The sequence below is a fragment of the Microbacterium sp. SSM24 genome (genome assembly GCF_025989145.1).
GTDB lineage: Bacteria > Actinomycetota > Actinomycetes > Actinomycetales > Microbacteriaceae > Microbacterium.
On sequence record NZ_JAPDNQ010000002.1, the window covers coordinates 41,835 to 56,527 of the forward strand.

Sequence of the window (14,693 nt, forward strand, 5' to 3'; positions counted from 1 at the left end):
TTCAGCCCTGGTGCGCTGCGGCGAGTCGGGCCGCCGCGTCCTCCAGCACCTCGACCCGCTTGCACGCGGCGAACCGGACCAGCGTGGCGTAATCCTGCCGTCGATCGGGCGTTGCGAACGCGGTGAGCGGTATGGCCACCACGCCCGCGCGCCGGGGGAGTTCGCGGCAGAAGGATGCGGCATCCGTCGCCCCGAGTGCCCGCGCGTCGGCGACGGTGAAGTACGACCCGGCCGGGATCGACACGTCGAAGCCGGCGGCCCGCAGTCCGTCACCGAGGAGGTCGCGCTTGACGCGCAGCGTGTGGGCGATGCCGTGGAAGTACGAGTCGCCGAGGCGCAGGCCGGCCGCGATCGCAGGCTGGAACGCACTCCCGTTGACATAGGTCAGGAACTGCTTGACCGCGAGAACAGCGCTCACGAGGTCGGCGGGTCCCGACACCCATCCGATCTTCCAGCCCGTGGCGGAGAACGTCTTGCCGCCCGACGAGATCGTGAGGGTGCGCTCGGCGGCTCCGGGCAGCGTCGCGATGGGCACGTGCGGGGCGTCGAAGACGAGGTGCTCGTACACCTCGTCGGTGACGATCAGCGCGTCGTGCCGTTCGGCGAGACGCACCACCTCGTCGCGTACCTCTGCCGAGAAGACCGCGCCGGTCGGATTGTGCGGATCATTGACCAGGATCGCCCGCGTGCGGTCGCCGACCGCACGGCGCAGATCGTCGAGATCGGGCTGGAAACCGGGCCAGCGCAGCGGCACGGTGACCAGGCGGGCACCTGCGAGGGCGACGACGGCCGCGTACGAGTCGTAGTACGGCTCGAAGACGACGACCTCGTCGTCGGGATCGTCGATGAGTGCGAGGAGGGTCGCCGCGAGGGCCTCCGTGGCGCCGGCGGTGACGAGGACTTCGCGCGCGGGGTCGAGCCGCAGCCCGTAGAACCGCTCCTGGTGCTCGGCGATCGCCGAGAGGAGATCCGGGATGCCGCGCCCCGGCGGGTACTGGTTCATCCCGTGCGAGATCGCCCAGCGCGCGGCATCGAGGATCTCGGCCGGTGCGTCCTCGTCCGGAAAGCCCTGCCCGAGGTTGATCGCTCCGGTTTCGGCCGCCAGGGCCGACATCTCGGCGAAGATGGTGGGGTGGATGGACCCGTCCGCGCTGACGAGTCCTGCTCCCGCCGCCGTACGGTGCCACGCTCCGGGGATGTCTCGCATCGGATCACGGTACTCGACCTGCTCAGGCGGATTGCATAGTCGAGTCCCATTCACGGCATAAGAAACGCACAGCATCGGTGGGCAATGTGGTGAGTGCTTGGCAGAAGGAGCAATCATGAGCGACAACCAGGGCAACGGCCCCGCAGACCACATTCCCGCGGACGCGACCGCGAGCACGCCCGACGTCGCGCCCCGGACCGAGAACACCGCCCCGCCCGTGCACGAGCCGACCGCCCCCGCGGCGACCGCGCCGACCGTGCCCGTCGCGCCGGCCCCGCCCACGACGGCGGCCTGGCAGGCGGCGCAGCAGGCGCCCCAGCAGCGGGCGCCCCAGGGCACCCAGCCGGTTCCGCCGGCGGGCTACCCGACCCACGCGCAGGCTTACGCACGCCCCCAGGGCTACGCCGGCCAGACGGCGCCGTACCCGCAGGCCTACGCCGGCCAGCCGAAGAACCAGGGCGCCGCCTTCGGCCCCGCGGCGACCGGCACCACCCCGACCGTCGCCGCGCCGCGCAAGCCGAAGAAGGCATCCGGCGCGGGCAAGGTCGTCGGTCTCATCGTGGCCGCCGCCATCGTGGGCGGCGCGGCCGGCCTCGGCGGCGCATACGCCGGCGTCAACCTCTTCTCGCCGACCGGCACGGTGCCCGCGGCGGGCCCCTCGACGGTCACGGTCAACGACACCGACTCCGTCAACCAGACCACCGCCATCGCGGCCAAGGTCGTGCCGAGCGTCGTGACGATCGCGGCGACGAGCGACGCCGGCAGCGGCACCGGTTCAGGCGTCGTCCTCTCGGAGGACGGCTACGTGGTCACCAACACGCACGTGGTCACCCTCGACGGTGCCACGGGTGACGCGACCATCCGCGTGACCACGTCGGACGGCCGCGTCTACGACGCCGAGGTCGTCGGCACCGACCCCACGTACGATCTCGCCGTCATCAAGCTGCAGGATGCCGAGGACCTCACGCCCATCGAGTTCGCCTCGTCGTCCGACCTCAACGTCGGCGACGCCACCATCGCCGTCGGCGCCCCCCTCGGCCTGGCGAACACCGTCACCACGGGCATCGTGAGCGCACTCAACCGCTCCATCGAGATCGCCTCGTCTGCCGCACCCGAGTCCGGCGACGCCGACGAGCAGCAGCCGGAGGAGCAGGACCCGCAGCAGCAGCAGGAGCAGGGCAGCCCGTTCCAGTTCGACTTCGGCCAGGGCCAGTCCCAGCAGACGCCGAGCGAGTCGATCAAGATCGCCGTCATCCAGACCGACGCGGCGATCAACCCCGGCAACTCGGGCGGCGCGCTCGTCGACTCCGAGGGAAAGCTCATCGGCATCAACGTCGCCATCGCGACCGCCGGCGGCTCGTCGGGCGGAGCAGGCTCGATCGGCGTCGGCTTCGCGATCCCGTCCGACATCGCCCAGCGCGTCACCGGCGAGATCATCGAGAACGGCGAGGCGACCCACGGTCTGCTCGGCGCCAACGTGATCTCTGCCGCGCAGGTCGAGGGCTCGACCATCACGGGCGCCTACATCGACGCGACCACGGACGGCGGCGCCGCCGCAGCCGCGGGCCTGCGCAAGGGCGACATCGTCACCGCCTTCAACGGCGTGCCGGTCACCGACTCGGTCGACCTCACCGCACAGGTGCGCGCCGCAGCCGCGGGGAGCGACGCCACCGTCACCTTCGTCCGCGACGGTGAGACGAAGACGGTCGATGTGACCCTGGGCACGCTCGAGCCGTAACCCGCGAACGGCGACCGCCGGTCCGAACGCGAGGACGCCATCCCACCAGCCTGATCCGCAGACGCGGGCGATAGGCTCGCGGGATGGCGTCCTTCTCGTTCGGTGCGGGGAACGCGCGAAAACTCGCCGCCCTCCCGCTCTATGCCGTGGGACGCATGATCACCCTCCTGGTGCCGAGATCGCACGACGAGTGGGTCTTCGGCTGCGGCGCCGGCATCGGCGACGGCGCGCTCGCGCTGTGGGAGGTCGCGGCCGCCGACGGCCGGGAGGCGGTGTGGCTGACCGGCTCGAGACGTGAGGCGACGGATGCCGCCGCTCGCGGCATCCGGACCCTTCGGAAGTCTTCGCTGCGCGGCCTGTGGCGCACGGCCCGCGCCAGGGTGATCGTCGTCACCCACGGGTTCGGCGACGTCAATCGCTACGCCGTCTCCGGTGCCTTCGTCGTTCAGCTGTGGCACGGAATCCCCCTCAAGCGCATCGGACTGGACTCGCCCGAGACGCTGCGGCTCCCGGGGCCTCTCGCGGGAACGCGCGGCGCACGCGCGCTGCGGACGCTGCTCGGCCGGATGTTCCGCGGGGCCGCGCACCGCATCAGGATCCTCCCGGCCGCGTCGCACGCCGTGCGCGGCCGCCTCGAGTCGGCGTTCGCGCTGCCCGACGATCGCGTTCCCGTCACCGGGGAGCCGCGCGTGGACGTGCTCTCGCGCGGTTCCGCCGCGGATCGCCGCACGCTGGCGCGCGCCGCGATCGAGCGCGCCGCCGGGAGCATCGGGCCTGCGGCGAGGCTGGTGCTCTATGCGCCGACGTGGCGGGACGGCGCGCCGGACCCCGCAGTCCCGTCTCCGGCCGAGTGGACCGCGCTGGTCTCGATGCTCGAGCGTCTGGACGCCGTGCTGCTGGTCCGATCGCATCCCCTCGGCGCGGGCGAGTACCGGCCGCCGCTCCCGAGCGATCGCGTGAGGGAGCTCGGGAGCGATCTCGCGCAGGACGTGACGCCGCTGCTGCCCGGCATCGACGTGCTCGTGACCGACTACTCCTCGCTGGCCTACGACTCCGCCCTCGTGCCGCTGCCGGTCGTGTTCCTCGCGCCCGACGTGGCGGACTATGCTCGGCGCCGCGGCTTCTACGGCCGGTACGCCGACGTCGCGGGCGAGGACTGGGCGACGGACTGGACGCAGGCGCTCGCGCAGCTCGCGGCGGTTCTCGACGACGCCGCGGAGCGGGAACGGCGCGTGTCGCGCGCGCGAGCCCTCAGCGCGCGCGTGCACGCGTTCCGGGACGGCGCGAGCTCTGAGCGGGTGTACCGTGCGATCCTGGCCGGATCGACCAGCGCGGCCGGCGCCGCCAAGAAAGGACGACGATGACCGACGCCCGCTTCACCGCCGATGGCGGTGCGGCCCTCGTGCTCTCCGGGGACGGCCCTCGCCCGGCATCCGTCGAGCTCGTCGGCCGTCGAGCACGGGTCACCGCCGCACTCACCGGGCGTGGCAAGACGTGGAAGGCGGTGCTGCCGCTGCGCGCGAGTCGCTGGGACGGGCCGGTGCTGCCGCTTCCCAGCGGCGAGTACGACGTACGGGTCGCGGAAGCCGACGGCGTCCGCATCGACGAACCGCCGGCGCTCGGGCTCGCACAGCTCGGCACGCTGCGCGCCGAGCTGTCGGGATGGACGCTGCGGATCGGTCCGCCGATCGACCCCGCGTACGACTCCGGCGAAGGACAGGACGCTCTCGAACGCCGCTACGCGCACCGCTCGGCGCGCCCCGAGAACGCCGTCTTCTTCGAGAGCTTCTACGGGCGCAACGCGAGCTGCAATCCGCTCGCGATCGACCGGGAGATCGCTCGCAGGGCACCGGGCGTGACCCGCTACTGGAGCGTCGTCGATCTCTCCGTGGCCGTCCCGGAGGGAGCGATCGCGATCGTCGAGGGCAGCCCGGAGTGGTGGCGTGCCCGGGGCTCCGCGCGGCTGCTCGTCGTGAACGACTGGCTTCGCCGGCGCTTCTCCCGCCGTGGCGGGCAGGTGGTGCTGCAGACATGGCACGGCACGCCTCTCAAGCGTCTCGCCCTGCACCGTCCGGGCTTCGACCCGCGCCGGATGGCCGCCGTCGTACGCGAGTCGCGTCGCTGGAACGTGCTTCTCGCGCAGAATCCCTATGCGGCGCGCATCCTCGGCAAGGCGTACGCGTTCCTCTCGCGCCCCGTCTGGGTGGAGGGATATCCGCGAAACGACGTGCTCGTGACCGGGGACGGAGCCGCGACGAGGGCGTCGCTCGGCATCCGCCCCGACGAGCGTGTGCTGCTGTACGCGCCCACGTGGCGCGACGACCGCTCCGAGATGGTCGACTTCGTCGATCCGGTGACGCTCGCCGCGGCGGCGGATGCCGTGGTGCTGGTGCGGGGGCACTCCCGCACGCTGCAGCCGGGCAAGGATGCCGAAGGGCCGCGAGTCGTCGATGTGACGGGCTTCCCCGACACGTCGCTGCTGCTCCTCGCCGCGGATGCTCTCATCACGGACTACTCGTCGGTGATGTTCGACTTCTCGGTGACCGGCAAGCCGATGTACTTCCTCGTCCCCGACATGGAGCACTACCGCGGCGAGCTGCGGGGCTTCTACTTCGATCTCGCGGCGCACGCGCCAGGCCCTGTCGTGCGGACGCAGGACGAGCTCGTCGCCGCGCTCGGCGATGACCCGGGCGTGCACGCCGGGCGCTACGCCGAGTGGCGGCAGAAGTTCAACGCGCGCGATGACGGCCGGGCCGCGGAGCGGGTCGTGGCGCGCATCTTCGACCAGGGCTTCATCGACCGGGAATGACGCTCGCCGCCGGGCTAGGGCAGCGGCGTGTTGCGCGAGCCGAGCCGCGAGGTGTCGACCGTGTCGTGCGCACCGCGAACGAGACCGACGACGAAACCCCAGCCCCATGACAGGTGCATCGTGGGGAGCACGGCCGCGGTCCACAGCTTGTCGCGCCACCCGTGGCCGCCGCCTGGACCGATCGCGACGACGAGGATGAGGAGTGCGTACGCGACGATCGGCAGGTAGACGACGGATGCCGCGACCGACCACCATCCCGTGAGGACGCCGGTCGCCTGCAGCAGTCCGACGACGACCGCGAGCACGAGGTCCACGACGAGCAGCGGCGGGGCGAAGAAGCGGAGGGAGTTGCCGCGGCCGAAGCGCCGCACGAGCTCTCCCCGCCAGCGCCCCGTCGCGGAGAACTGCCGGACGAGGCGCGTCCAGCTCTCGCGCGGCCAGTAGGTCACCGACAACGCGGGGTCGAACCACACGCGATATCCGGCGCGGCGGATGCGGAGGTTGAGCTCCCAGTCCTCGCCCCGCCTGATCGACTCGTCGAAGAGCCCGACCTCGTCGAGCACGGACCGGCGCATGACACCGAGGTACGCGGACTCCGCTTCACCCTCCTGCGTGCCACCGTGGTACGCGCCGCCGCCGAGGCCGATGGGGGAGTTGTACGCGCGGGCGACGGCGCGCTGGAAGGGCGATCGTCCGTCGGCGCGCATCACCCCGCCGAGATTGGCCGCTCGCACGCGATCGAGTGTGGCGAGGGCGCGGCGCGTGTAGTCGGGCTCCAGCTCGGAGTGGGCATCGACGCGGACGATCGTCGGATACCGTCCGGCGCGGATCGCGAGGTTGAGCCCGACGGGGATGTCGGCGTCGGGGTTGGCGATCAGGACGATGCGGTCGTCAGCGGCTGCGAGTCGCGACGCGAGCTCGTCGGTGCCATCGGTCGAGGGTGCGAGGGCCAGGATGAGCTCGGTCGGGCCCCCCACGTCCTGGGCGAGCACCGTCTCGACGGCCCGCTGCAGATAGTCGACCTCGTTCAGCACGGGCATGACGAAGGTGACCCCGGCGCCGGGAGGGACCTCCGGCGCGTCCCTGCGCCCGCGCTGCTCGACCTGCACGGGTCGATCATGTCACGTGTCGCCTGGGTAGTCTGGACGAGTGGCTCTGGTCTCCGATGGGAAGAAAGCGGTCGCGCTGGTCCGCAAGGCGGTCAGGAACCGCCGTGCGGTGATCGACGTCCGGCGCACGCTCGCGACGCTGCCGCAGCATCCGCGTTTCCACTATCGCGTCGCGGTGTACTTCGCCGACGGTGCCGTGAACATGTATCAGATGCGGCAGTGGTACAAGCCGCTGGCCGAGCTGTCCAAGATCTGGCCCGTCGTCGTGCTCAGTCGCGCCGCGACAGGAGCCCGCGCGCTGCTGGCCGAGGACTCCCCGCCGGTCGCGTTCGTGCCGACGGTGCGGGATCTCGAGCGGTTCATCGCCTCGCAGGACATCCGCATCGTCCTGTACGTCAACCAGAACACCCGCAACTTCCAGATGTTCCGGTACGGGCGCCGCTGGCACGTGTTCATCAACCACGGCGAGTCCGACAAGATGTACATGACCACCAACCAGTACAAGGCGTACGACTACGCCCTGATCGCGGGGGATGCCGCGCGCGAGCGCCTCTCGCGGGTGCTGTGGGATTATGACATCGACCGGCGCACGATCCCGATCGGCCGTCCGCAGGCGGACCACTACTCCGGCACGCTCCCGTACACGCCCGACGACCGGACCGTGGTGCTGTACGCGCCGACGTGGGAGGGCGACCGTCCGTCGGCGCACTACGGATCCGTCGCCTCGCACGGCGAGGCGCTGGCCGCCGCGCTCCTCGCGTCCGGGCGTCACCGCCTCATCTACCGGCCGCATCCGCGTTCGGGTGTGGTGAACCCCGAGTACGGCGCCGCCAACCGTCGCATCATCGCCGCGATCGCCGCAGCCAACGCCGCCGACCCGGCAGCCCGCCATGTGTACGACGACCAGCCCGACCTGGGATGGCAGCTCTCCGCTGCAGACATGGCCGTCGTCGACATCTCGGCGATGGTCTACGACCGGCTGGCGGCGGACAAGCCGCTCATGATCACCCGTCCCGCCGATCCGGCGGCGGCGATCGACACCCACGGCTATCTGTCGGCATGCGAGTGGCTGGATGCCTCGGCCGCCGGCGCGATCGTCGCGGAGACCGAGCGCGTGCTCGGCGACCCGGATGCGGTCGCGCGGCTGGAGACGTGGGTGCAGCACTACTTCGGCGACGCCGCGCCCGGTGCGGCGACCTCCCGATTCCACGCGGCGATCCGTCACCTCATGGACGAGTGGGACGGCTGGTACTCCCGTTCGGTCGAGGACGAAGACGAGCCCGACGAGGCCGAGCTGGACGACGGCGAGGACGCCTGACCGCGGCTCAGCCGACGGTTGCGGGCTTCTCGACCAGACGCGCGATCGCCCGCAGCGGGATGGTGACCCACGTCGGGCGGTTGCGGGCCTCGTAGATCGCCTCGTACACGGCCTTGTCGAGTTCCAGAGCGGCCAGGACCGCCCCGTCGGCATCGAGATCCGCGCCGGAGGCCATGGCGTAGCCGTCGAGGAAGGCCGCGCGGGCCGCGCGCGCCCAATCCCGAACGGCTTCGGGGGATCGGTCGGGGTCGTCGAGACGGATCGAGCCGGCGACGTAGTCGAAGGAACGCAGCATGCCCGCGACGTCGCGCAGGGCCAGGTCTGCCTGCGTCCGCTCGACCATGGGTCTCAGCGGTTCCCCCTCGAAGTCCAGCAGCACCCAGCCGCGACCGGGGACGTGCATCACCTGGCCGAGGTGATAGTCGCCGTGAATGCGCTGCTGATCCGGCCACGGCGCCGCCGCGGCGCGCTCGTAGACGCTCTCGATGGCGTCTCGGCGTTCGGCGATCTCGGGAACCTCAGCGATCGCGATGGTCAGGCGGCGGCGCCAGGAGGCGACGGTGGCGGCGCGGTCGTCCGCCGAGGTCTCGCGAGTGGGGAACAGGTCGGCGAGTGAGACGTGGACCTCGGCGGTCGCCGCGCCGAGCGCGCGGGCGGAGGAGCGGAAGTCGTCGCCGCGGGCCGCGGCTCGCAGCGCCACGCGCCAGGCGTCCTCCACCTCGGGCAGGAACTCCTGCGCGGACGCGAGCGAGCCGGTCACGGTGCCCCGGGCGGTCGCGAGATCCGGCCAGGTCCCCTCGACCCATCCGATCGCGCGCGGAACGTGCACCGATCCCGATGCGGCCAGAGCGGTGGGGAGTTCGATATCGGGATTGAGTCCGGCATGCAGCTGGCGGTAGACCTTGCAGATCACGGGCATACCGCTGGAGCGGTAGATGAGCGAGGTGTTGGACTGCTCGCCGCTCATGACGGTGGCGCTCGGGGCGTCCGGAGTGCGCACACGAGGTCCGGGGTGCCCCGTCGCGACCGTCTGCGGTCCCACGCCGCGACCACCGCTCGTCACCAGGTCGAACAGCGCCCGCGTGTACGCCGGGTCGTGAGGGCCGTCGATGAAGGTCGTGCCCGGCTCTGGACTGCCGATGATGTGATCGGGCGAGGCATCCACGTCCTCCGTCGCGCGGGACACCACGGGAAGCTGGTAGAGCACGGCGGGGAGGGCACCTTCGTCGGCGACGAGGTAGGTGCGGATGCGGGCGCCGGCGTCCGCCTCGGTGGCCGGGGGCAGATCCCACCAGGAGACCAGTCGCAGGCTCGGTGGTCGCCCCTTCGCGGCGTACCACCGCTGCCGGGGCATCCACGCCGCCAGGCACGCCAGGGTGCTGTCCATGGGACTGAGCGTATGCCTGCGCGCGCCGACGTGTCGATCAGGCGTCGTGGTCGGTTTCCGGGTCGGTGGCGGATGACGCGGAGCGCGCCACCTCCACGACGGGAGCGATCGGGATCACGATCGACTCGACGGATCCGAGTCCGACGGCATCGACGGCGGCGGCCGCGTCGGCCAGGCGCTCCGCCTCGGAGTCCGGTCGCGCCGGCTCCGAGGGCAGTCCCGCCCATTCCTCGTTGTGCTCGGGTCGTTGCGTGAACAGTCCCATCCGACCATTGTGCCGCCGACGAGAGCAGATCAGGTGCTCATCACGGCAGAGAGCACGGCGTAGGCGACCTGCTTCCCGGTCACATCGCCGTGGCCGGAGACGAAGGTGTCCGCATTGAGGGACCAAACGTCGTGGTCGGCGAAGTCGTAGGTGCCCCCGACATCGAGGAGCGTGCCGCTGACGCCGCCCGGGGTCTTGAGCGCACCGTTGCGTCCGATGCCGCCGTAGGGATCGTTCGCGTCGCCCAGACCGACGCCGATCTGGCGCGCGAGACGCGAGGCGATCGGATAGGCGAGCCCCACCGCCTTGTCGTTGCGGGTGTGGGTGATGATGATCGGGCCGCGCACGGTGGCCGGCGCTTTCGCGAACAGGCCGTTCCTGTCCGCGCCGTCCCAGCCCTTCGCCATGCCGAAGTGGCTGTACGCCGCCTGCAGGAGCGACAGCGACGAGATGGGGGCGGATGTCGCGACCGTGGCCGCCGTCACCGCGCGACCGCCGAACGAGTGCCCGACCAGGTGCAGCCGGGCGTCGGCGGCTTCGGCGTGGATCCGTTCGAGGAGGTCCGCGATGCCCTTGCGTCCGACCACTCCCGACCGCTCCTTCATCGTGTAGTAGGTCGTGACGTTCACGAGATTGCGTGCGGCTCCGACGATGCTGTCGAGGAAGCCAGCGCCGCCGCCGGCGCCGAGCGGCGCGAGCCCTGCCGGATCGATCGAGGCCGCACCGCCGGCGGCGGCGGGCGCGGCATCCAGCGCTCCTCCGCCGCGTGCGGCATCCAGCACTTCGGCGGCCGGTGCCTCCTTCAGCGCGTCGAATCCCGCGGAATCCTCGCCCTTCGACGCGGCGGGCAGCGCCTCGCGGAGCACCTCGACGAACTCCTCCTGCGCTGCCGAGGATCCTTCGAGGCGCGGCGCGAGCGCGAGCAGGCGGCTCCGGATGCCGGGATCCTCGATGCGCAGCGCGATGTCCGCCTCGAGCACCGCGAGATCGTCAGCGACTCCGGCGCCGGCGCCGGAGCTCTCAGCCTCCGCCCACTGGATCGAGGGCCAGAGGACTCCGACGACGGCGAATCGGCGATCGCGGGCGCCGTCGACCCGCGGACGCACCGCGACGATCGATTCGGTCAGACGCTCGTACAGTGCGCGCGCCTGGCCCTCGGTGTTGTTCCAGCCGTGCGTCATGACGATGACGTCGGTGGGCCGCTTGTCGGCGAGCATCTGGTCGAGTTCGCCGAGCTGCTCGCGCGCCACGTACGCGCCCTTCTCGTCGAATGCCACTTCGGTGTAGGGCAGCTTCATGACCCCGTCTCCTTCCGCCCGCAGGGGGCGCTCACACGCTCTGGATGGCCCGCATCGCGTCGACGAGTCCACGGCCCTGGAACGTCGGGTCGCGAGCGAGGTCGCTCGCGGTGTCCATGAGCACGCGCTTGACCTCGTCGGGTTTGCCGATGAACTCCCGGTGCACCGAGAGGAAGGCCGCCGCGACCCCCGACACGTGCGGTGCCGACATCGACGTGCCCGAGTCCTCGACGTAGGTGATGTCCGATGCCTTCTCGCCGGCCTTGAGCTGCACGGTGTCACGCGCCTTGGCGAGCAGCTCGCCGGCGCCGGCACTGACCACGCGCTCACCGGGCGCGACCAGATCGGGCTTGAGTCGTCCGTCGCCGGTCGGCCCCTTCGACGAGAAGTACGACACGCCCGTCGAGTACGGCTTCAGGGACGTCGAACCGACGGTGATCGCGCGTGCGGCGTTGCCCGGGTCGTTGATGGTCATCCCGAAGCCCAGGCGCATCTCGCGCCCGACGGTGTCCAGCGCGGCGCCGTAGCCGGTGTTTCCCGCCGACACGACGACGCACACGCCGTTCGCGACGAGCCGGTCGACCTCGCGGCAGACGGGGGACAGGCCCGTGGCGAACCACGACGGGTCGAACGCGTACCCGAGCGAGAGGTTCACGCCGTGCACGTTGAGCTCGCGTCCCCAGCGGTTGAGCTCCTGGATGTGCTCCAGCGCGGCCAGCAGCGTCTCGAGGTCTCCGGTGCGGTCATCGGCCAGGACCTTGATCGGAAGAATCTTCGTCTCGGGCGCCATGCCGCTGATGCGGTCCAGCTGGACCCGCTCGACGCCGGTCGCGCCCTCCGCCGTGCGGTACCACGTCGCTGCGGAGATGCGTTTCCGCGGCGTCGCCGTCTGACCGCCGGCGATGATTCCCGCCACGTGCGTGCCGTGGCCGTTGGGATCGCGCAGGGCGTCGGCGTCTTCGGTGCCGCGGACGAACGACTTCGGCATCAGATTGCTCGGCAGCGCGAGGGTGCCGTAGGTCGCGAAGTGCTTGTGCTCGGCGTCGATGCCGGTGTCGAGCACGGCCCACACGATCCCCTCGCCGGTGGCATCGAACGCCCGTACGGCGGCGTCGGCCTTCGTCGTGATGACGGAGCGATGGATCGTCGCGGTGACCTCGAAGTTCGGCCACACGCGGTTGATGAGGCTGCGGGGGGCGGACTTGGCCTCCTGGCGCCCGCCGGTGGGGCGTGCGCCCTTGTCGCTGTCCCAGCTCACGAGGCGGAGGATCTCGGCGGCCGTGAGCGACGCGAAGACGTAGCTGCCCGTGCTGCGGACCAGCTGGGGATCTTCAGCTCGGGATGCCCCGTCCTCGGAGTCCGACACGGCGAAGATCACACCCAGCGTGAGCTCCGCCACAGCGGTCGACAGCGGTACGCCGCTGTCGGTGCGCAGTTCGATCACGATCCCGATGAGCGTGTCCGGCTCTGCCGAGGCCATGCGCTCGGCGAGGGGGCGCGTGATCACCGAATCGGTGACCAGTGAGACGGTCCGGGGCATGCCCGGGAGGGAGAAGGCGGGAGAGCCGCCGTAGCCCCCCGGCGCAGGCTTCTCGCCCTGCGGCATGGGCTTCGGTGCGTCGGGGTCCAGTGCGGCCTCGGGCTCGACGGCGGGGAACTCCCGCGGAACCTTGTCGTCACGCTCGTCGTCGGACGCCATGACACCCTCGACTCTCTCCTGGCCGCGAGGGTACTCCCGTGCCTCGTCGGTGCACTAGAGAGAGCGATGACGGCGGTGCGCTGATACGCGCCGAGGGATGACGCCGGCGTTCAGTCGTCGCCGAGGTCGTCCGGATCGCTGGGCGGCGCGGGGTCGAGGGCCTTTCGCCGACCGCCGACGCGGCGGGCGGCGCCGCCGACGGCGGAGGACCCGCGTGCGACGCCGCCGGCGATGGCGTTGCCGGCGCGTCGGATGGTGCGGGTCGCGGCCCGCTCGAGCGGGGTGGCGCCCGGTCGGGGCTCGAGTTCGGGGGGAAGTGCGGTCGGCGGGGGACCGAACGCACGACGGGAGTTCACGAGCACGCGGCGTCCGAGGATGTTGTTGCCGGCGCCGCCGATGGCCGCTCCGATGCCGAAGGGGAGGGCTTTGCCGATCCACGATGCGCCGCCGCGCGCCGCGAACTGGTGGATGAACGTCGTCTTGAGCCGGTCGACGATCGGCCCCATCGCGGCGCGGGGGATCGTCTTGGTCACGAGCTCGCCCCAGTAGCGGTCCCGGGTCGGCCCGCGCCCCACCGCCTGCCCCGCGAGCTGCGAGACCAGGTCGACGCCCTCCTTGCCGAGCATGAGCGTGAGCACGAGTGCGCGGGCGCGGTCGGGGTCGGCCACCGGGATGCCGTGGACCTCGGTCACGGACTGGGCGAAGAGCGTGGTCGCCTCGAGGAATGCCACGGTCTCGACTCCGCTGAGCGCGAGGGTGATGCCGGTGCCGATTCCCGGCACGACGGCCGTCGCGCCGACCGCGGCGCCGCCCGTGGTGACCGCGGCGAGGTAGCGGCGCTCGAGGATCCGCACGATGTCGGCGGACGAGGCATCCGGGTGCCGTAGGCGGATGCTGCGCAGATGCGCGAGCACGACAGGACGCTGGATCGCGAGGACGCGGTCGAGCGTCCGGACGGAACGGGGGTGCTCGTCGGAGCCTGCGGGCGGCAGGCCGCCCTGCCACGGGGAGTCCCCGGGCAGCGAGTGGATGCGGTGAACCTTCTCGACCATCGGGCCGATCCTATTCGGGTGACCCTGAACGAGCGCTCCGGGTTGACAGAGCGCTCGGCGAGAGTCAGACGAAGAGGTTGGCCCGCTCGAGGTCTTCGGCGAAGTCGACCTCGACCGCGTACAGGTCGGAGATGTCGAGCGGCTCGATCAGCACGCCGTCTTCGGCGATCGCGAGTTCGAGACCTCGCTCGAAGTAGTCCTGGTCGTCCACGCGCGTGAGGTGGCGCATGAACGCCTTCTTGTCGCGGCTCGAGATGTAGTTGATGCCGACGGCTTCGCCGATGCCGCGCTTGACCGTCTTGGAGAGTTCCTTGATGAAGCCCTCAGCGGTGACGGTGTACTTGACCTCTTCGTCACTCACCTTCGACGTATTGACGGCCACGAACGACTGATCGCGCTCGATGGCCTCGATCGCACGGCCGAGCACCCGCGGGTCGAAGACGACGTCGCCGTTCATCCAGAGGACACCGGCCTTGCCGGTCTTGGCCAGAGCGCGCAGCAGGCTCTTGGACGTGTTCGTCTGGTCGTACCGGTCGTTGTAGACGTAGTCGACAGCGGGGAAGGCCTCGACGATCGTCTCGGCGCGGTAGCCGACGACCGTCGTGATCTTCGCCTCGGCGCCGAAGGCCGCGCGAATGTTGTCGTGCTGCTGCTGCATGATGCTGCGGCCGTCGCTGAGTTCAGTCAACGGCTTGGGAAGGCTGCGGCCGAGCCGCGAGCCCATTCCTGCTGCGAGAATGACGGTTTGAAGGGTCAAAGGTCTGCTCCTGAAGTGCGTGATTCACTGTCGGTTCACCGACTCGACACCCCT

Annotated in this window: 12 protein-coding genes; 4 read left to right on the top strand and 8 right to left on the bottom strand. The window is 71.1% G+C overall.

Translation table 11 applies throughout. From position 1 onward, the window contains the following. Position 1: 1 nt before the first annotated feature. Positions 2 to 1,207 (bottom strand): aminotransferase class I/II-fold pyridoxal phosphate-dependent enzyme, encoded by a 1,206-nt coding sequence (locus OL358_RS12155; RefSeq protein ID WP_264710331.1) that lies wholly within the window; start codon positions 1,205 to 1,207, stop codon positions 2 to 4. 115 nt (positions 1,208 to 1,322) lie between these two features. Between OL358_RS12155 and OL358_RS12160 the strand changes: the two genes are divergently transcribed. The 3 genes from OL358_RS12160 to OL358_RS12170 all read left to right on the top strand — a co-directional run bounded on the left by OL358_RS12160 (position 1,323) and on the right by OL358_RS12170 (position 5,754). Next, positions 1,323 to 2,945 carry a S1C family serine protease gene (locus OL358_RS12160; RefSeq protein ID WP_264710332.1) on the top strand — a complete coding sequence of 541 codons (1,623 nt, stop codon included), beginning with the start codon at positions 1,323 to 1,325 and terminating at the stop codon, positions 2,943 to 2,945. Positions 2,946 to 3,028: 83 nt separating this feature from the next. Next, entirely contained in the window at positions 3,029 to 4,309 is a 1,281-nt protein-coding gene (locus OL358_RS12165) for a CDP-glycerol glycerophosphotransferase family protein (protein ID WP_264710333.1), read from the top strand. Then, the gene (locus OL358_RS12170) at positions 4,306 to 5,754 is read left to right on the top strand and encodes a CDP-glycerol glycerophosphotransferase family protein (RefSeq protein WP_264710334.1); all 1,449 of its coding nucleotides are present in this window, start codon (positions 4,306 to 4,308) and stop codon (positions 5,752 to 5,754) included. Before OL358_RS12165 ends, OL358_RS12170 begins: the two co-directional genes overlap by 4 nt. A 14-nt stretch (positions 5,755 to 5,768) precedes the next feature. Here OL358_RS12170 and OL358_RS12175 read toward each other — a convergent pair whose 3' ends face one another. Beyond that, the gene (locus tag OL358_RS12175; RefSeq protein ID WP_264711011.1) at positions 5,769 to 6,794 is read right to left on the bottom strand and encodes a glycosyltransferase; all 1,026 of its coding nucleotides are present in this window, start codon (positions 6,792 to 6,794) and stop codon (positions 5,769 to 5,771) included. 109 nt (positions 6,795 to 6,903) lie between these two features. Between OL358_RS12175 and OL358_RS12180 the strand changes: the two genes are divergently transcribed. Continuing rightward, positions 6,904 to 8,181, top strand: coding sequence for a CDP-glycerol glycerophosphotransferase family protein (locus OL358_RS12180; RefSeq protein WP_264710335.1), 1,278 nt, complete (start codon positions 6,904 to 6,906; stop codon positions 8,179 to 8,181). A 7-nt stretch (positions 8,182 to 8,188) separates the two neighbouring features. Here the strand turns inward: OL358_RS12180 and OL358_RS12185 are convergent, their stop codons facing one another. The 6 genes from OL358_RS12185 to OL358_RS12210 form a co-directional block, all read right to left on the bottom strand. After that, the gene (locus OL358_RS12185; RefSeq protein ID WP_264710336.1) at positions 8,189 to 9,568 is read right to left on the bottom strand and encodes a maltokinase N-terminal cap-like domain-containing protein; all 1,380 of its coding nucleotides are present in this window, start codon (positions 9,566 to 9,568) and stop codon (positions 8,189 to 8,191) included. A gap of 37 nt (positions 9,569 to 9,605) precedes the next feature. Beyond that, complete coding sequence (locus OL358_RS12190; RefSeq protein ID WP_264710337.1) at positions 9,606 to 9,833, bottom strand: hypothetical protein; 228 nt, start codon at positions 9,831 to 9,833, stop codon at positions 9,606 to 9,608. 29 nt (positions 9,834 to 9,862) lie between these two features. Beyond that, positions 9,863 to 11,131 carry an alpha/beta fold hydrolase gene (locus tag OL358_RS12195; protein ID WP_264710338.1) on the bottom strand — a complete coding sequence of 423 codons (1,269 nt, stop codon included), beginning with the start codon at positions 11,129 to 11,131 and terminating at the stop codon, positions 9,863 to 9,865. A gap of 31 nt (positions 11,132 to 11,162) precedes the next feature. Further along, a complete protein-coding gene (locus tag OL358_RS12200) occupies positions 11,163 to 12,830 on the bottom strand; it encodes a S8 family peptidase (protein ID WP_264710339.1) in 1,668 nt (555 codons plus the stop codon). Between the two features lie 110 nt (positions 12,831 to 12,940). Further along, a complete protein-coding gene (locus tag OL358_RS12205; protein WP_264710340.1) occupies positions 12,941 to 13,882 on the bottom strand; it encodes a hypothetical protein in 942 nt (313 codons plus the stop codon). Between the two features lie 64 nt (positions 13,883 to 13,946). Next, positions 13,947 to 14,639 carry a phosphocholine cytidylyltransferase family protein gene (locus tag OL358_RS12210; protein ID WP_264710341.1) on the bottom strand — a complete coding sequence of 231 codons (693 nt, stop codon included), beginning with the start codon at positions 14,637 to 14,639 and terminating at the stop codon, positions 13,947 to 13,949. Positions 14,640 to 14,693: the final 54 nt, after the last annotated feature.

What these genes read in the sequence shown, in the direction of transcription:
- OL358_RS12155 (WP_264710331.1), bottom strand. Translation starts at nt 1,207, where the DNA reads ATGCGAGACATCCCCGGAGCGTGGCACCGTACGGCGGCGGGAGCAGGA.
- OL358_RS12160 (WP_264710332.1), top strand. Translation starts at nt 1,323, where the DNA reads ATGAGCGACAACCAGGGCAACGGCCCCGCAGACCACATTCCCGCGGAC.
- OL358_RS12165 (WP_264710333.1), top strand. Translation starts at nt 3,029, where the DNA reads ATGGCGTCCTTCTCGTTCGGTGCGGGGAACGCGCGAAAACTCGCCGCC.
- OL358_RS12170 (WP_264710334.1), top strand. Translation starts at nt 4,306, where the DNA reads ATGACCGACGCCCGCTTCACCGCCGATGGCGGTGCGGCCCTCGTGCTC.
- OL358_RS12175 (WP_264711011.1), bottom strand. Translation starts at nt 6,794, where the DNA reads ATGCCCGTGCTGAACGAGGTCGACTATCTGCAGCGGGCCGTCGAGACG.
- OL358_RS12185 (WP_264710336.1), bottom strand. Translation starts at nt 9,568, where the DNA reads ATGGACAGCACCCTGGCGTGCCTGGCGGCGTGGATGCCCCGGCAGCGG.
- OL358_RS12190 (WP_264710337.1), bottom strand. Translation starts at nt 9,833, where the DNA reads ATGGGACTGTTCACGCAACGACCCGAGCACAACGAGGAATGGGCGGGA.
- OL358_RS12195 (WP_264710338.1), bottom strand. Translation starts at nt 11,131, where the DNA reads ATGAAGCTGCCCTACACCGAAGTGGCATTCGACGAGAAGGGCGCGTAC.
- OL358_RS12200 (WP_264710339.1), bottom strand. Translation starts at nt 12,830, where the DNA reads ATGGCGTCCGACGACGAGCGTGACGACAAGGTTCCGCGGGAGTTCCCC.
- OL358_RS12205 (WP_264710340.1), bottom strand. Translation starts at nt 13,882, where the DNA reads ATGGTCGAGAAGGTTCACCGCATCCACTCGCTGCCCGGGGACTCCCCG.